The organism is Shewanella sedimentimangrovi (assembly GCF_017354965.1).
Taxonomy (GTDB): Bacteria; Pseudomonadota; Gammaproteobacteria; order Enterobacterales; family Shewanellaceae; genus Shewanella; species Shewanella cyperi.
Genome location: NZ_CP071502.1, coordinates 2374793 through 2396605 on the forward strand (window position 1 = coordinate 2374793; position 21813 = coordinate 2396605).

The window sequence follows — 21813 nt, forward strand, 5'->3', positions numbered from 1 at the left end:
TTAATCCTTATCTCAATTCAGGCACCGGACACATCCGGCGCGCCTTTATACCTTGCCATCCCAATCGCAGCAAGCCTCAGGCCGCCTTCACCAGGCTGGAGATCAGTGCCCGCAGGGAGGCCGGTTTGATCATCTTGGCCATGTAGTGATAGCCACGGCGTTGCACATCCTCAACCAATTCCTTGCGGGTGTTGGCGGTGATAAGGATCCCCGGCAGTTGCTGACCGTAGAGGGCACGGATCCCATCCATGGCGTCCACGCCGTTCTGGCCATCATCCAGGTGGTAGTCGGCCAGCACTATGTCCGGCGCCACGCCCTTGAGACCGAGCTTGATGCGCGCATCCCCCAGATCCCGGGCACAGATCACCTCGCAGTGCCAGCGGCTGAGCAGGCTCTCCAGCCCCGCCAAAATGGCCTCCTCGTTATCTATGCACAGCACCTTGACGCCGGCAAGTGGCTTAAGCACAGCTGGAGTGGCCCTGGGCTGTACCTGGCTGACGGTTTCTCCGAGCGGCACCAGGATGGAAAACAAGGAACCCTTACCCAGCACCGAAGTGACCCGGATTTCATGGTTCAGCACCTTGCTTATCCTGTCGGCAATGGCCAGTCCCAGTCCCAAGCCGCTGACACCCTGACTGTTTGGATTGTTCAGCCGTTTGAATTCCTTGAATATTTCATAAAGCTCTTTTTCATCTATGCCGCAGCCGGTATCCAGCACCTGAATTTCCAGGGCCTTGTCCCTGTGGCGACAACCGAGGAGCACCCTGCCCCCCTTGGCATAGCGGTAGGCGTTGGTGAGGAAGTTTTGCAGCACCCGCCTGAGCAGCGCAGGATCCGAGTTGATGGTTGCCGTACTCGGCACCATGGCAAAACGGATACCATGGTCGGTCGCCATGGCGTCAAACTCCACCGCCAGGCCATTGAGCAGATCGGCCACGGCAAAATCACGGCGATTGACTTCCACCATCCCCGAATCCAGTTTGGAAATATCCAACAGATCCGTCAGCAGTTCACCGGCAATGCGCAGCGAACTGTTCACATGGGACAAGGTGGTGCGCGCCTCCTGATCGAGCTTGGGGTACTGGGACAGGCTGGCGGTAAACAACCGCGCGGCGTTGAGGGGCTGCATCAAATCATGGCCCACGGCGGCAAGGAAACGGCTCTTGGAGGCATTGGCCATTTCCTCCTGGGCCTTGGCCTCCAGCAGTTGGCTGTTGAGCAGCGCCAGTTCATAGGTACGCTCCCGCACCCGACTTTCAAGGGTTTCGTTAATTTCCAGCAGCGCCTTTTCCTGTTGCCGGTACTGGGTAATATCGGTAAAGGTCATCACGAAACCGCCGTCCGGCATGGGGTTACCCTGAATTTTGATCACCTTGCCGTCGCTGCGTTGCCGCTCCGAGGTATGGGGCGTGCCATCACGCATATGTTGCACCCGGCGCGCCACCTGCTCCTCAATGTCGCCCTCACCGCAATAGCCGCGGGCGGCGTTGAAGCGGATCACTTCACTGATGGGCATACCCGCCTGCAAAAAATTGCTCGGATACTGATACAGCTCGGCATAGCGGAAATTCCAGGCCACCAGGTTCAGATCCTTGTCGACCACACTGATCCCTTCGTAGGCATGTTCAATGGCGCCGCGGAGGATCTCCTGGCTCAGCATGACCTTGCTTGAGGCCTCATCCACCAGGCTGAATACCTCATCAAGGGCCAGATCCCGTCCCTGCAATACCGAATCCATCACCAGTGCCGCACTGGAGGCCCCCAGCACACCGGCCAGCATGTGCTCTGTGTGGGCAATCAACTCAGGGGGCGCCGCCTTGTTCCAGTTGTCGCGATTGACGGTTTCGGGAGAGAAACGGGAAAAGCTTTCATAGGCCCGGGTGGGGCTGACAAAACGGCTGGCAAGAATGAGCAAATCCTGCTGACTGATGGGTACTGTCTTGCGATTGCCACTGCCCTTCAGCTCACCTGGCAACACAAAGGCGCTGGCCTGAATACGTTCCACCACCCCGGCGCGAAACCAAAGTGAACCGAGTACATAGGCCACACTGTTCACCAGCAGTGCCAGCAGGGTATCACTGACATTGGGGCTGATATAGGCCAGCAGCCGCAGGCCTTCCCCGGCGCCGCCAGCCTCACCCATGGCGCCCTTGATAAGCACATAGCCCCAGAGGCCAAAGCCCGCCACCAGGCCCAGGAACACGCCGCTGCGGTTGCCGTATTTCCAATACAGGCCACCCACCAGCGCCGGCGCCAATTGGGCAAAGGCCCCGAAGGACAACATGCCCAGGTGCGAAAGTGAGTCGCTGTTGGACAAATTCAGGTAGGACAAATAGCCCATGGCCAGAATAAGCACTATGGTCAGGCGGCGCGCATTGAGCAAAAAGGTGGAAAACTGGCTGAAATTCTTCTCACGGATGCGGCCGGTTTTGAGCATCAGTGGCACCAGCCACTCGTTACTGACCATCACAGATATGGTCACCACTGCCACTATCACCATGCCGGTGGCGGCGGACAGGGTGCCGAGCAGCGCCACTACGGCCAGGGCCGGTTGCTCCAGCGCCAGCGGCAGGTTAATCACATAGGAATCGGCGGGCACGCTGTCACCGAGCAGCACCTTGCCCGCCAGCGCCAAGGGCGCCACAAACAGGCCAAACAAGGCGATATAAACGGGAAACAGCCAGCGGCCACGGCTCAAGGTCTGCTCACCGGCGCACTCGACCACCATCACATGAAACTGCCTTGGCATACAGAGAAACGCGGCTATGCCCACCAACAGATCCGGCAATATGGCCTCCAGCCTGACGGTGGGATTGGCCACCAGATCCCGGGCCACGGCTTGCTGCCAGATATCGCCGAAACCATCAAAAACCCCAAAACTTATCACGGCACCCACCAGCAAAAAGGCCGCCAGCTTCACCAGGGATTCAAAGGCAATGGCCAGCATCATGCCCGGATTGTGTTCGGTGGCATCGAGCTTGCGGGTACCGAACAGAATGGCAAACACCGCCAGCACAGCGGAGATCATCAGTCCCACATTGCCGGCGTCCAGGGGATCATCCGGGCGTTGGAACAAATCCAGACTGGCGATCATCGCTTTAAGCTGCAAGGCTATATAGGGCATGATGCCGAACAGGGCTATCAGGGTCACCAGGGCCGCCAGCAGCTGAGATTTGCCGTAACGGGCGGCGATAAAGTCGGCCACCGAGGTGATGTTCTGAGCCTTGGACACCAGCACCATCTTGCGCAGCAGGCCAAAGCCGAGGGTGAACACCAGAATGGGGCCGATAAAAATCGGCAGGAAGGACCACATATCGGAGGCCGCCTGACCCACGGTGCCGAGGAAGCTCCAGGAGGAACAATAGACCGCCAGGCTCAGGCCATAGATCCACACCTGCAGCTTTTTGGTGACACCGCTGAACCAGCGCTCAGCCCCCCAGGCCAGCAGGAACAGCAGAAAGACGTAAAAAACCGCAATAACGGCAACAAACAGGGTCAGATTCATAGTAAGCTCATTTTTTTTGGTCTATTGTGCACCGGAAAGCGGTCAAAATCCAGCCAAGAAACATGATGCACCAGACTGAAAAATAAAGGAATTTATAAACTAGACCAAGGTCTAATGGAGTAGAGAAGTCCCCATGACCATACTCATTCCACGCTATAGATAAAAAGGGAAGTCCCATGAGCACGCAGTCTCTCTACAAGGTCGATGCCGACTTTGCCGCCAAGGCACTTGTAAACAACGAGCAATATCAGGTGATGTATCAGGAATCCATTACCGATCCCGATGGCTTCTGGCGCAAGCACGGCCAGCGCATTGATTGGATAAAGCCATATACCCAGATCAAGAAAACCTCCTTCGACGACAGGGACCTGTCAATCAACTGGTTCTACGACGGTACCCTCAACGCCTCCGCCAACTGCCTCGATCGCCATCTGGAAACCAAGGGCGACACCAAGGCCATCATTTGGGAAGGGGATGACGCCAGCGAGCAGCGGACCCTGACCTATCGCGAACTGCATGCCGAAGTGTGCCGCTTTGCCAATGCCCTCAAGGCCCAGGGCGTTGCCCGTGGCGATGTGGTCACCATTTACATGCCCATGGTGCCCGAAGCCGCCGTGGCCATGCTGGCCTGTGCCCGCATTGGCGCCGTGCACTCCGTGGTGTTCGGCGGTTTCTCACCGGATTCCATCGCTTCACGCATCATTGACGGCAAGTCCAAACTGGTGATCACCGCCGATGAAGGCGTGCGTGGCGGCCGTAAAATTCCGCTCAAGGCCAACATAGACCAGGCCCTGAACAATCCCGATGTCACCACAGTGGAGCGTGTGCTGGTGCTGAAACGCACCGGTGGCAACGTCAACTGGCAAGCGGGTCGCGATCTCTGGTGGCACGAGGCCTGCGAAGGTATGGCCGATCAGTGCCCGGCTGAGGAAATGGGCGCCGAAGATCCGCTGTTCCTGCTGTACACCTCAGGCTCCACCGGCAATCCCAAGGGCGTACTGCACACCACAGGTGGCTACCTGGTGTATGCCGCCATGACCCATGAATACGTGTTTGACTACAAGCCCGGTGAAATCTACTGGTGTACCGCCGACGTGGGTTGGATCACCGGCCACAGCTACATGGTCTATGGTCCGCTGGCCAACGGTGCCACCATTTTGATCCACGAAGGTGTGCCCAATCATCCCAGTCCCAAACGTCTGGGCGAAATGATCGACAGACATCAGGTCAATACCCTGTATACCGCCCCTACCCTTATCCGAGCCCTGATGGCCGAAGGCAAGGAGCATTTTGACAGCTTCAGCGGCAAGTCACTGCGGATAATGGGCTCTGTAGGTGAACCCATCAACCCTGAAGCCTGGCGCTGGTACCACGAGGTGATAGGCCACGGCCATTGCCCGATAGTGGATACCTGGTGGCAAACCGAAACCGGCGGCATACTGATCACCCCGCTGCCGGGCGCAACAGACACCAAGCCCGGCTCGGCCACCCGTCCCTTCTTCGGCGTGAAACCGGCCCTGGTGGACAACGAGGGCAATATCCTCGAAGGCGCCACCGAAGGAAACCTGGTGATGCTGGACTCCTGGCCGGGACAGATGCGCACCGTTTATGGTGACCATGAACGCTTCGCCCTCACCTACTTCAAAACCTTCCGCGGCATGTATTTCACCGGCGACGGTGCCCGTCGTGACGAAGACGGCTATTACTGGATAACAGGCCGGGTGGACGACGTGATCAACGTTTCCGGTCACCGCCTCGGCACCGCCGAAGTGGAAAGTGCCCTGGTGTCCCATGAGCTGGTTGCCGAAGCTGCCGTGGTGGGTTATCCCCACGACATCAAGGGCCAGGGTATCTATGCCTATGTGACCCTGACCAAGGGAACCGAAGCCACCGAAGAGCTGCGTCAGGAACTGCGCCAATGGGTACGCAAAGAAATCGGCGCCCTGGCCACACCGGATCTCATCCAGTGGGCAACCGGTCTGCCCAAGACCCGTTCCGGCAAGATCATGCGCCGCTTCCTGCGCAAGATTGCCGCCAACGAAGTCACCAACCTGGGCGATGCCTCTACCCTGGCCGATCCGGCCGTGATTGATACCCTCATCGAGAGCCGTCTCAATCGCAACAACTGAGTACCTTAAATGACCCTCACCCGGTCTTTCTCCTCGCTTGCCCCTCATTGAGGGGCTTTTTTTTATGCTGAAAAGCCGGGCAGCAGGCAGCGGGTAAATTCCCCCTTGCCAAGTTATTAGCCAATCGCTCCCGGCTGAAGGCCCACGACTTTCTGCCGCTTGCAAGACGGCATTGGTTTTGCCCTTGATGTAACTTCCGGCATGGGAAGTACTAAATCACCTGCGGTGCGCTTTCGCACTGCCACCCCTGTGACACGCCGCGAGTCCCTCCCTGGAGACTCAACGGCGACTTCCATGTCGCCGATGGTCACTGGTGCGGCAGTGCTTGTTCAATGGTGTTCCTCTCCGGCTAATGGTTGTCTCAGTCAAAAGACCCCAAAGCATGAAATTATCGCTTGCCGACTCCTTTGCTGCCTAAATGCCAACCCGTTTCCACTGTTCAGCAAAGATTCTCAGTGTTATTGCCAATGGCCAAAACGCAAGCACGGTTTTCTGCATTTCATGGCACGGTTTCATAGGGTTAACGTGGCTATTATCGAAAGAAATCAACGCCTTCAATGTGACCTATCCCCCCAATTTAAGACCATGACATTGATGAGATTTCCAATACACTGGAGCCAATGGAGATCTCAACATGAAGAAACGCTACACCGAAGAACAAATCATTAAGGCCATCAAACAGCATGAGGCAGGGGCAAAGGTCGATGACATTTGCCGAGAGATGGGCATATCCACGGGCACTTTCTATAACTGGCGCAGCAAGTATGCCGGGCTCGAAGTGAATGAAGCGAAGCTGCTGAGGGAGTTGGAGGCCGAGAACAACAAGCTAAAAAAGATGCTGGCCGACAAGATGCTGGAAGTCGAAGCCATGAAGGATGTGCTGTCAAAAAAGTGGTAACGCCAGCGGCAAAAATGTCTGTTGCTCAACACCTGATTGAGGGTTTCAGCCTCAGTGAGCGAGTGGCCTACAAGCTGGCAGGCTGAGCCGGACTGCATTTCGCTATCAGCCCAGGACAACGCCAGACACTGGGCTCTGACAGCGGCTGAAGGCGCTGACGACTCAATATCCCCGCTAGGGGTATCTGATGCTGCATGGTTTGCTCAGAGGTGAAGGCTTGGTCCAGAACCGTACACGTACCTATCGGCTCTACACCGAGGAAGGCTTGCAGGTCAGGACGAAGAAACGCAAGAAGCTAACCCGGCCAAAGCAGCCCATGAAAGTGTTAACGGCACCCAATCAACGCTGGTCTATGGACTTTGTGTCAGACCAACTCAGCAGTGGTCGGCGCTTTCGGGTACTGAATGTCGTGGATGATTATTCGCGGGAAATGGTCAGTCAATTAGTCTCAGAGGCCATTAGTGGTAGGCAGGTCGCCAGATTCTTGGACCAATTGATGGAAGAGCGAGGCAAGCCAAACAAGGTTACTTGCGACAATGGGACAGAATTTACCAGCAAGGCAATGTTCTTCTGGAGTAAGGAAACGGGCGTCACACTGGCCTTTATCCAGCCAGGAAAGCCGACGCAAAATGCCTTTGTGGAAAGCCTGAATGGCAAATTCCGGAACGAATGCCTGAACCAGCACTGGTTCAGAACCTTAGACGAAGCCAGATACGAAATCGAACTATGGCGTGAACACTACAACCATGTTCGCCCACATAGTTCACTGAACCATATGCCACCTGTTAAGTATGCCAAGCAGGCAGCATAAGCTGGAAAATCTCATCAAGAGATTGGTACTAATCTCGGGGAAAGGTCAATAGCGTCATCGCCCAATAAGATATTATTTCCTGCCAATGAGTTACCTGTGCTTTCGGTCAGTGCTACATCCCACCCTGGTTGATGCGCATCAGCATGATATCCGATTGCTGGTCCCGCCATTTGGAATACACCAATCCGTCGCATTCTGGTGTCAGGTCGAATTTCAACTTGGCATCCCCGGCAAGCGAAAGCAGCTCGCTTTCTGTTCCTTGTAAAAAGGAATGACGCATAAGGCTAATGCCCCTGTTCTGCTCAAGATCCCGTTTGAGGTAATACAGGGCGTCGTTACATACAGCAAAGTTGTCACTTCGAAGCACGTCGGCAAGGTGCAGGTGCTCTTTTTTCGTTTCCAGGTCGAGATACCAAATGCCGGTCTGGTGAAATTTAGTGAAGTAAAGCGCACCACTCTCTGCCTGGCGCATCTGATAGCCACCACCTTGCGTCAATTGCGTTGTTTGTTGTGAGGCCAGATCCTTTGCCCACAGCTGCCAGTCGCCGCTGTTATCAGAGGTGAAATACAGGGTGGTGCCGTCGCGGGAAAACTGCGGATAAGCAGCCGTCATATCGTCAAGCGGCAAGGGCTCGAGACGATTTTGTTGTGCATTAAGCAGGTAAAGCTTCTTGTCGCTGGTAGCGACCGCGATGCGATTACCATCCGGATGCCAGGCATAGCTGTCGATTTGCACATCTTGTGGCAGAGCATCGAGCACAGTCAACTCGCCCCTGTGGTTAAGCCACAGCTGCATCAGACCATTGCGATCGGACAGGAATAACAGGGACTGTCCATCGGGCGAATAGCAGGGTTGGCTGTCAATGCGGCTCGAACTGGCATCGAGTTTGACCGCTGCTGCCTTCGGGCTCAGTGCTTGTTGCCACAGGTCGACTTCGGCACTTTGGATGGCATAGACAATGGCATTGCCGCTGCTGCTGAGTTCCGGTGCCTGCATCGGCATTGCCGCGTGGTACAGGGAACTCAGCTCACCCGTTTCAACATTGATTAGTTTCAGCTCACCACCGGTACGATTATCGCTGTAGAGCAAGAATTGTTCGTCAGCGGTCCAGCTGATATTCCAGGCTAGAAACCCCAGTTCTACCAGTTTGCGTTCCTGGCCACTTTGCAGATCTTTTATATAGACCTCGTTATTACCCCAGTACTTATTGCGCAAGAAAGCCAGGTAGCGTCCGCTTGGCGACATGGCCAACTCGTTGTCACCGTAATAATTGTCACTTTGGGCGGTGATAGTGGTGAGTCGGTCGGTTGCCAAATCAAGACGATGGATCTGGTACGGCTGTTGTGGATTACGCCTGTCGGTAAAGTACAGACTTTTAGCGTCCGGAGCCCATACCACATTGCTATAGTGTTCAACGGCGCCGCATTGATAGAGTTGCTTCTCGTCTATGGTATTGCCCAGGGCATCCAGGCTCAGCAACATCAAATGGCATTGCCCGCTGCCCTTGCGAAAGAACGCTATTTGTCGCGCATCCGGGGAAAAGCTGGGGCTGCGATCGTTGAACATTGATTCGGTTAACCGAATTCGCTGCCCACTATCGAGCACTTTGAGATATAGATTGTAGGGGGCATCCACAGTGGGACGATGGCGATAGAGCAACCACTTTTCATCCTGCGACAAGGTGGCATCATACTCAAAGCCGACTTCGCTGGTTACCTGTATAAATTTCGGTGTTCCAATATATAACGCTTTGAATTCTTGCTGCCAAGGCAATTGCCACAGCACGGCAATTCCCAGTGCCAAGAGCAGCAGGAGCACAAGCCAGCGGTTAATACGCCACAGCATGCCCTTATTCGCCACGTCCCGAGGAGCAGTGTTCTGCGCCCCTGTGTTACTGAAGCGCCCCGTAGCCTCCTGGAGGCCGGCGTTTTGCGCAACTATCCCCTCTATCGGTTGCCTTGCCAGGCTCTCAACCTCGGCAATCAGGCGATAGCCTTTTTTCGGAATAGTCTGGATATAACGCGGCATGTCAGCATTGTCACCCAACGCTTTACGCAGCAGGGCTATAACCCGGCTTACTGCACCATCGCTTACCTTGGCGGGCCATAACTCGCTCATCAGCTGCTCGCGATTCACCACTTGGTCTTTATGACAGGCAAGATAGTGCAGTACGTCGACTACCTTGGGTTCGACGCTCTGCACCTTGTCGCCCAAGGCTATGGTATTGAGATCTCTGTTTACTTCAAAATTACCGACCCGAAAATTGCCGGTGATCCTTACTGTCACCTGGTTATGTTTCCTTTATTCGTATTCTTGAGGGCCAAATCTGGCGTGATGGCTTTCTTTTAAGTCTATGAAAAATAATAACATCAACAAAACATCAACAAAACATCATCAATTAATCGTTGTTAAATCAAGCGGCCAATATTGTTCGCCATTTACAGACCTTTTACAAATGTAATTCCACAAACTATGGAGTAATTACTATGAAAAATATGACGAAATTTGTGCTGCTTGCACTTTTGGCCAACGCACAACAACCTGCTCTGGCGGTCAGTATCGACATGGCGCTTAGTCATCAGCAGCGGCCGGCAAACGACAAGGCCAGAGACGATAACAGGAAACCTACCGAGATTCTTGCCCTGGTCGATATTCGGCCGGGCATGTCGGTGGTGGATTACATTGCCGGGCAAGGATATTACAGCGAATTATTCGCCAGGATACTGGATAACCAAGGCGTACTTTACAGCGTTAAGGGCAAGCTCAAAGATCGTGAACTGTCCACTTTTAGTAACATCAAGGTAACCCAGGACCTGTTGTTAGGGGATATTGATGGCCGCGTTGATCGTATTTTTACCGCACTCAATTACCACGATTTAATCAACAAGCCCGAAATCGATCGCCGGCAGTTGCTTAATCGTATGCACCATCAGCTTGCCGATGGCGGCTACCTAATAGTCATCGATCATAACGCCTCGCCCGGTCACGGCATTAACGACACCAAGACCAAACACAGGGTAGAGAGTACCTTTGTGTTGAACGAAATTCTGGCAGCCGGTTTCGAGCTGGACAGATCCTTAAGCATATTGGCCAACCCCGAGGACAACTTCGCACTGGATGTGTGGCAGGACAGCACCAAGGGAAAAACCGATCGTTTTGTCTTCCGCTTTAAGAAAAAAGGCTAAAAACCGGAAACTTATTGGCTAATTTTTAGGGGAATAATATGAAGCTGATTATCACCTGCTTGCTCATTATGTCGGCCGTTTTAGGTCCAGTGAGCCGGGCAGCTGAACCAACTGGCCATAAAGGATCCGCCGAGCAAGAATTGCGGGTGCTGTTTATCGGCAACAGCTATACAGGGGCAAACTACCTGCCCTATGTGCTAAAGGCGCTGGCCGATGCCAACAATAAAGCCCTGGAGGTGGATGCGGTGATCCAAAATGGTACATCCTTGAACCAACACTGGCAGCAGAAAATTGCGCAACAAAAGATCACCGCTGAACGGTGGGATTACGTGGTATTACAGGATGCCAGTGCCAGTGCAGAGGAACACCCGGAGGAAACACTGCACTACGGCAAGCTGTTCAGCGATCTGGCAACGCAACATCTTGCCCGCACCTTGCTGTTCAATACCTGGGCCTATAATGGCGTTCCTGATTGGGTATTAGGGATCAAAGACGAGCAGCAGCGTCAGCAACTGAGCGCCTTTGTGCCTGTTATGTATGAGCGTACCAACGCTCTGTACCAGCAGCTGGCACAAAAAAGCAAGGCAGAACTTGTGCCGGTGGGCCAGATTTGGCAGGCACTAAAACAACAGGCACCGGGTATGCCACTTTATGGCAAAGATAAATCTCACCCGTCTGTATTGGGTACCTATCTGACGGCAACGGTCTTTTATCAGGCATTGTTTGGCGAATTGCCCGCTAAATGGCCGCTGTCGGTTAACAGTGTACGTAATCAAACCAAAATGAATGAGCAAATCCTGATCAGCGTGTCAAAAACGCAAGCTCAGGCAATGTGCTCTGCGATTAGCACTGTGCTTGGACGAAACGAAAGCTGTAGGATTTAATCTATTTGCTGCACACATTATGGTGTGCAGCTTTATTCAATCAGCTGTTTAAGCTTTGTCGACATGCCAGCAGGGGATTGCCCCAGGTTCTGTTGTTGTATTTTACAGACAACATCCGCCATTCGTTACATGTGTATCGGTGGTGTCCGGAGTTAAGTCGATGATTTAGTCGACAGGTTTCTATTAAACAAACGTTTCTTTCAACTGAACATGGATTTCATGCCTGCATCATTTAAAACCACTCGCTATCAAGACCCTTCAGTGCCAGGCGCAAATAGGCCGTGGGTCATGCTTGCTTTCGCCATAGCCGATCAGGTCTCTGTGTTGTTACACTATGGCCCCTTTAATCTTTGCCAGACAAAGTCTATTGAAACTCCGTGATTATCAGCAAGATGCCGTCGATGCGGCGCTGCGCCATTTTCGTAGCAGCAAGGAATCTGCCGTGTTGGTGCTGCCCACCGGGGCCGGCAAGAGTCTGGTGATCGCCGAGCTGGCGCGGCTTGCCCGCGGTCGGGTGCTGGTGCTGACCCATGTGAAGGAACTGGTGGCCCAGAATGCCGACAAGGTATCTGTGCTCACAAATGCGCCGGGGATCTTCTCCGCCGGTCTTGGGCAAAAACAGGCCAACGACAAGACTGTGGTGGCCTCGGTGCAGTCGGCGGCCCGTAATCCCGCGGCTTTCGACACGCCCTTTTCCCTGGTCATCATAGACGAGTGCCACAGGGTGAGTGTCGACCAGGACAGCCAATATCAGCAGCTGCTGAACCAACTGAAACAGTGCAATCCCAACCTCTTGCTGCTGGGTCTGACCGCGACCCCCTATCGCCTTGGCTCGGGCTTTATTTATCGCTGGCACGTGCATGGCAAGGTGGGCAATGACAAAGATCCGAGCTTCGAGCGCTGTATCTTCGAATTGGCGATGCGGCCCCTGATAAAAAAAGGTTTTCTCAGCCCGCCGCTGCTGCTCGATGGCCTGGCGGCCCAGTACGATTTCAGTGCCCTGACACCCGGCGAAGGCGGCGATTACGCCGGCGCCGAGGTGGAACACATATTGGACAGCAGCGGCCGCGCCACCACGGCAATCATCAAACAGCTTATCGACCTTGGCCGAAGCCGCGCCGGGGTGATTATCTTTGCCGCCTCGGTGCGCCACGGTGAAGAAATCCTCACCTTGCTTGAGGGCGAGAGCGCGGCCCTCATCACCGCCGACACCGATGGCAAGGAACGCGATCAACTCATCAGCGCCTTCAAGGCCCGACAGCTTAAGTTTCTGGTCAATGTAGCCGTGTTGACCACGGGGTTTGATGCGCCGCACGTGGACTTGATTGCCATCCTCCGCCCCACGGCCTCGGTCAGCCTGTTCCAGCAGATGGTGGGCCGCGGCCTGCGCATTGCCGAGGGCAAAAAAGACTGCCTTATCATAGATTACGCCGCCAATGGCTACAGCCTCTTTTATCCCGAGGTGGGCAAACCCAGGCCCGACAGTCGCAGTGTGCCTGTGCAGGTGCCCTGCCCCGAGTGCGGCTTTGCCAACACCTTCTGGGGCAAGCTGGATGGCGACGGCGACATAGTCGAGCACTACGGCCGCCGCTGCCAGGGAATGGTAAGTGTTGAGCCACCGCGGCAGTGCAGCTTCCGCTTCCGTGCCCGCATCTGTCCCGACTGCGGCGCCGAAAACGATGTGGCGGCCCGGGAATGCCAGCAATGCCGCTCGGCCTTGGTGGACCCGGACAAACACCTGAAGGCCGTGCTCGGTCACAGGCACCATCACCTGTTCAAGGTCAGCGATATGCAGCTGCAGGCAAAGGATGAGGTGCTGGAAGTGATTTACAGCGACGTGGATGGCACCCCTTTCAAAGAGAAATTCCATATGATCACCGCCGCCCAGAGGCGCGCGCTCTATGCCCTGTTTATCCAGCCCCACAGCCGCGCGCCCGGCACTGCCATGCCCAGGTTCAGTCGCCCGGAGGAACTGGTGGCGGCGAGGGCGTGTTTTCGCAGCCCCGATCTGTTGCTGCTGAAAAAAAGCAAATACGGCTGGGAGCTGGTGCGCAAGTTCTTCGACTATCAGGGCCACTACAGCAGCGCCGCGCGTTTTACCGGGTGAATATCAATTGCGCTGTGGCTGTGGTATAAATTGCGCACATTTATTTGAGGAGCTGACATGAACGTAGTCATTTTTGGCCGCCCCGGCTGTCCCTATTGTGTCCGCGCCGTGCAACTGTCTGAGCAGTTGACCGAAAAGCGTGACGATTTCAAATTCCGTTATGTGGACATGTATGAGGAAGGGATCAGCAAGGAAGATCTGTCAAAGACCATAGGTAAACCCGTGGCGACAGTACCACAGATTTTTCTCAACGATCAGCACGTTGGCGGCTGCACCGATTTCGAAGCCTATGTCATGAGCAATCAGCTGCTCTGAGCCTGTCTGGATCCTTGATTGGCCTGCCCCGTGCAGGCCTTTTTGTATCCTCTGATCACAATACCTTGGTCTATGCTTTAACTGTGTCGTCACCATTGGAATGCATCAATGGAAACACTGTTGAAAACCATTATTGAAAGCGTCTCCAATACCCGCGGTCAGGCGTTTTTCAATACCATTACCCAGGCCCTGCACCAGGCGGTCAAGGCTGACTTTACCTTGGTGGCCCGCATCGACCGGGTCAATAACTGCGCCCATACCCTGGCGCTGGCGGCGGGTGACACCCTGGTGGACAACATCAGCTACAGCCTGGTGGGTACCCCCTGCGCCAATGCCGCAGATGACAGCATTTGCTGTTACCCAAGCGATGTCTGTGCCGCCTACCCGGCCGATACCCTGCTGCTGGAGATGAAGGTGGAAGGCTACATAGGCACGCCCTTGCACAGCCTCGACGGCACTGTTATGGGCATCATAGTCGCCATGTATCACCAGCCCATAGAAGATGAGCAAAAGACTTTGGCGCTGTTTAAACTTTTCTCCGGCCGAATCGAGGCCGAAATGGAGCGGGTTGACCAGGAAGAAAAGGCCCTCAGCGCCCAGCAGCAACTACAAAAACTCATCCGCGAACGTACCGCCCATCTGGCTCAGGCCACCGAAGAGCTAAAAGAAATTCAACATCATCTGATTGAGTCGGAAAAAATGGCCGCCTTGGGTAATCTGGTGGCCGGGCTGGCACATGAAGTCAATACGCCCCTTGGGGTGGCCATCACCACCCAGAGCCTGCTGGAAGAGCAACTGGAAAACCTGGCCAGGCAGTTTGCCAGCCAGGAACTGAGCGAGCAGGATCTGAGCGATTTCCTGCTTCTGTCCCAGGAGGCCATGCCGCTGCTGCGGCTCAATCTGGAGCGGGCGGTGGAACTGGTGCAAAGTTTCCGCCGCACCGCCGCCGATCAGCACTCCAGCGAGCGCAGTCTGCTGGATATCGCCACTTACTATCAACAGGCCACGCTGACCCTCAAGCCTTTGTTGAAGCAGGTTCAGGCCGAGCTTGAGCTCGATATTCCCGAGGATTGGCATTTGGAAACCATCGCCGGGACACACGCCCAGATCCTCACCAACCTTGTCAGCAACAGCGTCCAGCATGGCTTCAATGGCCCGGGTCCCCACAGGATCAGCATCCAGGGCCGGCGCAGTCCCGATGGCCTGTACGAAATCATTTACTGCGACAATGGCTGCGGCCTGACCAGCGAAAGCAAAAAGCACCTGTTCGAACCCTTCTACACCACGGCCAGGCACAAGGGTGGAGTGGGGCTGGGCATGTCAATTGTGTTCAATCTGGTCAATCAACAGCTCAAGGGACGGGTGAGGTTGCTCGATGATGCCCCCGGCTTTGGCCTCAGTTACAGCTTTGCCGATCTTGCCATGACAGGCGAGCCAGAACGTGCCGTCGGAACCTGATTGGAGTGTCAACAGTGAAGTTCAAAACCAATTTCAAAACCAAGCAGATGCCGGAAGCCACAGCATTCCGGGAGCAACCCTGGCATATCCTGATAGTGGATGATGAAATCGCCATACATCAGATCTCACGCCTGGTGCTGGCCCGCAAGCAGGTGCTCGGCAGACCCTTGCAGCTGCACTCAGCCATGTCGGCGGCCGAAGCCAGGGAATTGCTTGGCGGCGACACCGAATTTGCCATGGCCTTTATCGATGTGGTGATGGAGCAGGACGACGCCGGCCTGACCTTGGTGGATTGGATACGTAACGAGCTGAAAAACAGCACCATACGCCTGATCCTCAGAACCGGCCAGGCGGGTTTGGCACCAGAGGATCAGGTGATCACCCGCTACGACATCAATGACTATAAAACCAAGACCGAGCTGACGGCCCAGAAGCTGGTCACCGCTGTGTATACTGCTATCCGGGGCTACCGCGACATAGTCACAATACAGCGCAGCCTGGAAGCCTTCCGCCGCCTGATAGAATGCTCCACCGACATATTGAAGATCCGTGACCTGAGCAAGTTTGCCAGCGCAGCACTGGCCAATCTGTTATCCCTGATGGACATGGACAGTTCGGCACTCTACATAGTGCGGCGGGAGAAAAACTTCTATCAGGAAGAGCAGGAAGTGGCCCTGGCCAGTTGTGGCCGCTTTGATCAGGGGGAACAGGTCGATAACCTGCCAGGCGCAGTCCGAAACAGAATCGATAACGCCTTTCGCAACGGCAAGAGCAGCAATGAAAACGGCATTTTTGTCGGGGTGTTTGCCACCAGTCAGGATACCTCCTCGGTGCTGTATATCGAGTACAACGAACACAGTGAGAGTTTTAATTCCTCCCTGGCGGAGCTGTTCGCCAACAATCTGGCCCTGGTACTGGAAAGCCTGGTCACCCATGCCCAGCAGGAGCAGACCCAGCACGAACTGATGTACATAGTGGGGGACGCCATTGAGGCCAGGAGCAAGGAAACCGGCTCACACGTGAAACGGGTATCCCTGCTGTGCGAACTCATTGCCGAAAAACTGGGGCTGCCGCCCTCCTTCGTCCATGCCATCAAAATTGCCGCGCCGCTGCACGATATCGGCAAGGTCACCACACCCGAAGCGATTTTGCACAAGCCCGGTCCGCTGGATCCCGAAGAATGGGCCATTATGCAAAGTCATGCCACCGTGGGTGGCTCCTTGCTGTCACGCTCCTCCCTGCCCATTGCCCGCATGGGGGCCACCCTGGCCCGCTACCACCATGAATGCTGGGATGGCAGCGGTTATCCCGAAGGCCTCAAGGGCAAAGATATCCCAATGGAGGCGAGAATTATGGCCCTGGTGGATGTGTTTGACGCCCTGGGTTCCAAACGCAGTTATAAGACCCCTTGGCCTGCTGCCAAGATCCGCGCCTATCTGTTGGAGCAGAGCGGCAAAAAATTTGATCCGTCACTGGTGCAGGTGCTGCTGGACAATTTCGACCTGTGCCAGGAGGTACGCAGCCGCTACCCCGATTACTAGACAGAAAAAAACGAAGCCTAAGCTTCGTTTTTTATTTTCTATCCTACCCTGTCAAAGCACGTACTTGGCCGAGAAAATAACCCGGTTCAAATCACCATCAACACCATTTTCCTTGCTGTTGGTGGCAGACATGTATTCCACACCGAAGGTCAGCGGCTTGCTTGGGGAATACAACAGGTTGACGTAGCCCGAATAGGCATCCTTATTGATGTTGCTGCCGGTAATATCGACATCGTTATCGACCGACATGCCGGAGACAGTGAAACTGGAGCGCCACTTGTCATTCCACCAATGGCGATATGAAATGAAGCCGCCGTAGGATCCAATGGTATCGAGATCACCATCAGCATCTATCATGGCGGCATTGGCAAAATTGAGCCCCAGATAACGTCCCAGACCCTCACCCCAGGTAGCGGTGAAGCGAATATCATCCTGTCCCACAGGAATAACACCTGAGAAGCTGGCACCATAGCCCAACACAGTGTCATCGATGTTGAGTTTTTCAAGGGTCAGCTGCCGACCAATCGCCGCCACGGAAAATGAAGCGCCACCCTCTGTTTTGAAGTTATAGCGCGCAACCATGTCGGGGAGCATGCCAGTACCGCCGACTATCCTGTCTTTACCGTTGGCATAGCCTACAAGGCTGCCATTTTCCTTCACTTCGGAGCCGCTGATCGTGGTTTCAGGGTTTTCTATCGCAAACTGGAAGCCGCCATTGGTATAGCGCAGTTGGGTCTGGCGCACGAAGGGCGTGCCATCGGCGGCACCGACGAAATCGAGGTTTTCAGGCAAAGCGCCCGGGTTCTGGAAGGTGGTCCAGGTTTGACCCATGGTCCAGTTATCGTAACTGACAAAGGCATGGCGAATGCGGGGCGAGTAACTGTTGGATACCCGCTCGTCACCATCGGTATGGGTCATAAAGTCCAGTTCAATAAACCCACTTAGAGTATGACCATCCAAATCCGTGGTGGTTTTAAAGTTAAACCGGCTTTCTCTGGCATGGAAATCCACCACCTGCTCACCGTTGCCGGCCTTGCCATAGATAGTGCCTGGCACATAAAACTGCCGGGATAAATATCCCGAATCCGGTGCGCCATTGCTGTAATCACTGAACATCACATCAGCTTTAATGTAACCGCCAAACTTAAAGTCGGTTTTGCCCGCTTCGGCATTGGCGCCACCGGCCAGCGTCATAAGTGCTGCTGCCAGTGCAATTGATACTGGTGCTTGTTTCATTGAGCTTGCTCCCTGATTGTTATTATTGGTCAACAGCAATATGAACAAATAAACAGCAGGGTTATATTAGCAATAGGTCTATGAGACCAAAGTAGAAAACAACGGATGTTGGAAGCAGAAATAATGGTGGGTCGTGAAGGATTCGAACCTTCGACCAATTGGTTAAAAGCCAACTGCTCTACCGACTGAGCTAACGACCCATCTGAGGTACCGCGGAATGTGCACTCTTGAAAGAGTGGTGGGTCGTGAAGGATTCGAACCTTCGACCAATTGGTTAAAAGCCAACTGCTCTACCGACTGAGCTAACGACCCGCAAAAGATTTGGCCTGTACCCCGGCGCAAGGGTGGTGGGTCGTGAAGGATTCGAACCTTCGACCAATTGGTTAAAAGCCAACTGCTCTACCGACTGAGCTAACGACCCGTATTGTGTTCCGGCGATGATGGTGGGTCGTGAAGGATTCGAACCTTCGACCAATTGGTTAAAAGCCAACTGCTCTACCGACTGAGCTAACGACCCATCTGAGGTACCGCGGAATGTGCACTCTAAAAAGAGTGGTGGGTCGTGAAGGATTCGAACCTTCGACCAATTGGTTAAAAGCCAACTGCTCTACCGACTGAGCTAACGACCCATTTTGTGTTTGCCTGGCCCACCAAAAGTGGTGGGTCGTGAAGGATTCGAACCTTCGACCAATTGGTTAAAAGCCAACTGCTCTACCGACTGAGCTAACGACCCATTAGGCAATGGTTTATCCGGAACAACACTTGGAGTGGTGGGTCGTGAAGGATTCGAACCTTCGACCAATTGGTTAAAAGCCAACTGCTCTACCGACTGAGCTAACGACCCGCGGATAAACGGACAAGTTGAAGTGGTGGGTCGTGAAGGATTCGAACCTTCGACCAATTGGTTAAAAGCCAACTGCTCTACCGACTGAGCTAACGACCCATTCAATTTGCCCCCGTCACGGTCTGAGCCGCTCCGAGGGCGCCTATAATACCTTTTTCATCTTTGCATGCAAGCGCAAATTCCCTATTTTTTGCCGTCTGCATGAAAAACAAACTAAGAGTATGTTTTTTAGTTAATTAACCTTTTAAAGCACTTAGCTGCTGCTGTGCAATCCGCGCCGCAGCGCTGTTTGCGTACTCTTTCAGTACCTTCTGATACCAATTTTTAGCGCCGGCTTTATCGCCGGATTTTTCGGCAATCAGACCCAGCTTAACCATGCTGTCGCCACGCTTACTTGAATCGGTAAAACGATTGACCACAGCGGTGAACGCCTGCTTGGCTTCATCCAGTTGGTTCTTATTATAGAGCAACTGTCCAAGCCAGTAGTTGGCATTCGCAGCATAGGTGGAGTCAGGATATTGCTTGATGAAACCGCGGAAGGCATCGGTGGCTTCGTCATACTGACGTTCCTTGAGCACCAGATTGACCGCCCGCTCATACAGCGCCGTCTCGTCGAGGCTGGCATCCGGCGCTGCAGCCGCCGCCGGCGTCGCCGCAGCACTGCTGCTGGCCTGGGCCGGCTGGGCAGACAGATTGGCAATCTCATCATAGAGCTGACGCTGACGCTGCAGCATCTGATTGATCTGATAGTTCTGCTGTTCGGTCAAGCCGCGCAGATCCAGCACTTCCTGTTGCAGGGTGTCCACCCGACGCAGCAAATCCAATTCGGTCTGCTGCTTGGCCTTGACCATGCGCTCCAGACGGGCGATACGCTCGTCCAGGCTGCCACCACCCAGATCTTCCACCGGCGCCGGAGCCGCCTGCACCACAGTGCCGGCCAGCAACAACGCCATTGCCAATACGCTTTTATTCATCAATCTCTATCCTGTCTCTTGGGGTTATCCTCAGTAAACCAGTACCGCACGGCGGTTTTTGGCAAAACCATCATCTGTGCGTGACATGTCCTGTGGCTTCTCTTCACCATAGCTCACTATGCTGATTTGACCGGCTTGCACGCCCATGGCCTGCAGATACTTGGCCACAGCCTTGGCGCGGCGCTCACCCAGAGCAATGTTGTACTCGGGAGTACCGCGCTCGTCGGAATGACCTTCTATCAACACCCGTACGCTTGGGTTTTCCAACAGGTAGTTACCGTGGGCATTGAGAATGTCCACGTATTCACCCTGCACTTCGCTGCGGTCAAAATCGAAGTAGATGATGTGCTCGCGGCGCAGCTGTTCTGCCATCTGGCGCTGCTGCTCTTCGGGGGACAGAATGGGAGATACGCCACCGGTTTCAACGCCGCCGCCCATCATGCTGCTGTCGCTGCCGCCCATGGAACCGCTGCCGCCGGTGGCGTCAGTGGTAGAATCGGTGGAGCTACAGGCACCCAGCGCCAGGGCAGGTACCACAATCAGCATGGCTTTGAGCAATTTGTTGAGTTCCATTTACTAATCCTTCTTTGATAACTGTTACAGAAACGGTGACCAAGCGGGTGATTTCACGTCACCCTGCCCCACCGGCAATCTTGCCTTGAAGCGTCCATCTGTGGACACGGCAGCGAGCACCTGCCGGCCCTGGTGTGTGGTGCCATAGATCACCATGGTGCCATTGGGCGCCACACTGGGAGATTCGTCCAGACGGGTGGAGGTCAGCACCTGCATAAAGCGGGTCTCCAAATCCATCCGGGCTATGTTGAACTTACCGTTGGTACGGTTTACAAACACCAGGCTGCGACCATCGGGAGTGATGGAGCCACCCAGGTTCCACTCGCCCTCGAAGGTTAAGCGACTGATCTTTCCTGATGCCAACTCTACGCTATAGAGCTGTGGACGACCACCCCGCTCTGACGTGAACAGCAGCGAGCGACCATCAGGGAACCAGGAAGGTTCGGTATCAATGGCGTAATGGTTGGTCACGCGCTTGATGGCCTTGGTGTCGATATTAATAGTGTAAATTTCCGAATTGCCGTCCTTGGACAGGGTCACCGCCAGGGTCTTGCCATCGGGAGAAAAGGACGGAGCCCCGTTGATACCGGAGAAACTGCTGACCTTGATCCGGTTCTGGCTGTAAATGTCCTGCACATAGATTTCCGCTTTCCGGTTTTCGAAGCTGACATAGGCCAGACGACGACCATCGGGAGACCAGGAAGGTGACATCAAGGGCTCGGGCGAGCGCAGCAACATGACCTCGTTGTAGCCGTCATAATCGGCAACCATGAGCTTATAGGGCAATTTCTCGTTGTGATTGACTACCACGTAGGCGATGCGGGTCAGGAAGGCACCGCGGATCCCTGTGAGCTTTTCATAGACTATGTCACTGATCCTGTGGCCATATTGGCGGAACTGCGCGGCACTTATCACAGTCTCACGACTGTCGAGCAACAATTCTTCCATGGCGCGGGGGCCATTACCTGGCAGCTGGGCCTTGACCAGATCGATAAGGTCAAAGGTCACCATATACTGATCCGGACCAAAGGGCTTGATGGCGCCGACCACCAGGGCCTCGGCATTCATACCACTCCAGGCCTTGGCGTTGAATTGCTTCACCGAGGTCAAGCCACGTTGTGGCAGATTGAGTTCATCCAGTGGCTTGAAGGTGCCGCTGCGGGTCAGATCCGAGGCCACCACATCGGAAATCTGTGATGGCACCGGGCCTGTGCCCTGCCAGACGAAGGGCATGACGGCGATGGGGCGGGCCGCATCGATACCGTCGGTGATCACTATGTCCAGCGCCGCCCGGGCCGGTACGCTCAGCACTGCCGCGAGCAGCAGCGCGCATTTAAGCAAAAGTTTCATGT

General features: G+C 54.6%; 13 protein-coding genes, 8 tRNA genes and 1 pseudogene. 8 read left to right on the top strand and 14 right to left on the bottom strand.

The genetic code is table 11. The features are described from left to right. Positions 1 to 76: 76 nt before the first annotated feature. Positions 77 to 3505: a hybrid sensor histidine kinase/response regulator gene (locus JYB85_RS10300; RefSeq protein WP_207379237.1), complete on the bottom strand. Its 3429-nt coding sequence runs from the start codon at positions 3503 to 3505 to the stop codon at positions 77 to 79. 176 nt (positions 3506 to 3681) lie between these two features. Here JYB85_RS10300 and acs point away from each other — a divergent pair, with 176 nt between their 5' ends. Both acs and JYB85_RS10310 read left to right on the top strand, forming a co-directional pair. Next, positions 3682 to 5634, top strand: a complete 1953-nt coding sequence (gene acs, locus JYB85_RS10305) for an acetate--CoA ligase (protein WP_207379238.1) — start codon at positions 3682 to 3684, stop codon at positions 5632 to 5634. Between the two features lie 634 nt (positions 5635 to 6268). Next, positions 6269 to 7343: pseudogene (locus JYB85_RS10310) on the top strand (IS3 family transposase). Between the two features lie 112 nt (positions 7344 to 7455). Here JYB85_RS10310 and JYB85_RS10315 read toward each other — a convergent pair. Beyond that, positions 7456 to 9630, bottom strand: a complete 2175-nt coding sequence (locus tag JYB85_RS10315; protein ID WP_207379239.1) for a winged helix-turn-helix domain-containing protein — start codon at positions 9628 to 9630, stop codon at positions 7456 to 7458. 200 nt (positions 9631 to 9830) lie between these two features. On the opposite strand from JYB85_RS10315, the gene JYB85_RS10320 reads away from it, so the two are divergent. From JYB85_RS10320 to JYB85_RS10345, 6 genes are all read left to right on the top strand, one after another. Continuing rightward, positions 9831 to 10529: a class I SAM-dependent methyltransferase gene (locus JYB85_RS10320; protein WP_207379240.1), complete on the top strand. Its 699-nt coding sequence runs from the start codon at positions 9831 to 9833 to the stop codon at positions 10527 to 10529. Between the two features lie 38 nt (positions 10530 to 10567). Beyond that, the gene (locus JYB85_RS10325) at positions 10568 to 11413 is read left to right on the top strand and encodes a DUF4886 domain-containing protein (RefSeq protein WP_207379241.1); all 846 of its coding nucleotides are present in this window, start codon (positions 10568 to 10570) and stop codon (positions 11411 to 11413) included. A gap of 334 nt (positions 11414 to 11747) precedes the next feature. Then, positions 11748 to 13520 (top strand): DEAD/DEAH box helicase, encoded by a 1773-nt coding sequence (locus tag JYB85_RS10330; RefSeq protein ID WP_207379242.1) that lies wholly within the window; start codon positions 11748 to 11750, stop codon positions 13518 to 13520. 57 nt (positions 13521 to 13577) lie between these two features. Then, complete coding sequence (locus JYB85_RS10335) at positions 13578 to 13835, top strand: GrxA family glutaredoxin (protein ID WP_207322778.1); 258 nt, start codon at positions 13578 to 13580, stop codon at positions 13833 to 13835. 108 nt (positions 13836 to 13943) lie between these two features. Beyond that, the gene (locus JYB85_RS10340) at positions 13944 to 15293 is read left to right on the top strand and encodes an ATP-binding protein (RefSeq protein WP_207379243.1); all 1350 of its coding nucleotides are present in this window, start codon (positions 13944 to 13946) and stop codon (positions 15291 to 15293) included. Positions 15294 to 15307: 14 nt separating this feature from the next. Next, positions 15308 to 16834 carry an HD domain-containing phosphohydrolase gene (locus JYB85_RS10345; RefSeq protein ID WP_228730076.1) on the top strand — a complete coding sequence of 509 codons (1527 nt, stop codon included), beginning with the start codon at positions 15308 to 15310 and terminating at the stop codon, positions 16832 to 16834. A gap of 51 nt (positions 16835 to 16885) precedes the next feature. On the opposite strand, the gene JYB85_RS10350 is transcribed toward JYB85_RS10345, so the two are convergent. From JYB85_RS10350 to tolB, 12 genes are all read right to left on the bottom strand, one after another. Then, on the bottom strand, positions 16886 to 18070 hold the full coding sequence (locus JYB85_RS10350) for a DcaP family trimeric outer membrane transporter (protein WP_207379244.1): 1185 nt from the start codon (positions 18068 to 18070) through the stop codon (positions 16886 to 16888). A gap of 124 nt (positions 18071 to 18194) precedes the next feature. Then, positions 18195 to 18270, bottom strand: a tRNA-Lys gene (locus JYB85_RS10355). A gap of 36 nt (positions 18271 to 18306) precedes the next feature. Further along, positions 18307 to 18382 (bottom strand) — tRNA-Lys (locus tag JYB85_RS10360). 33 nt (positions 18383 to 18415) lie between these two features. Then, a tRNA-Lys gene (locus JYB85_RS10365) sits at positions 18416 to 18491 on the bottom strand. A 20-nt stretch (positions 18492 to 18511) separates the two neighbouring features. Continuing rightward, positions 18512 to 18587: transfer RNA gene (locus JYB85_RS10370), tRNA-Lys, on the bottom strand. Between the two features lie 36 nt (positions 18588 to 18623). Then, positions 18624 to 18699, bottom strand: a tRNA-Lys gene (locus tag JYB85_RS10375). Positions 18700 to 18727: 28 nt separating this feature from the next. Further along, a tRNA-Lys gene (locus tag JYB85_RS10380) sits at positions 18728 to 18803 on the bottom strand. A 35-nt stretch (positions 18804 to 18838) separates the two neighbouring features. Continuing rightward, positions 18839 to 18914 (bottom strand) — tRNA-Lys (locus tag JYB85_RS10385). A gap of 23 nt (positions 18915 to 18937) precedes the next feature. After that, positions 18938 to 19013, bottom strand: a tRNA-Lys gene (locus JYB85_RS10390). A 137-nt stretch (positions 19014 to 19150) separates the two neighbouring features. Beyond that, on the bottom strand, positions 19151 to 19888 hold the full coding sequence (ybgF, locus tag JYB85_RS10395) for a tol-pal system protein YbgF (protein ID WP_207379245.1): 738 nt from the start codon (positions 19886 to 19888) through the stop codon (positions 19151 to 19153). A 30-nt stretch (positions 19889 to 19918) separates the two neighbouring features. Further along, positions 19919 to 20461 carry a peptidoglycan-associated lipoprotein Pal gene (gene pal / locus JYB85_RS10400; protein WP_207379246.1) on the bottom strand — a complete coding sequence of 181 codons (543 nt, stop codon included), beginning with the start codon at positions 20459 to 20461 and terminating at the stop codon, positions 19919 to 19921. Between the two features lie 24 nt (positions 20462 to 20485). Beyond that, entirely contained in the window at positions 20486 to 21811 is a 1326-nt protein-coding gene (gene tolB, locus JYB85_RS10405; protein WP_207379247.1) for a Tol-Pal system beta propeller repeat protein TolB, read from the bottom strand. Positions 21812 to 21813 lie beyond the last annotated feature (2 nt).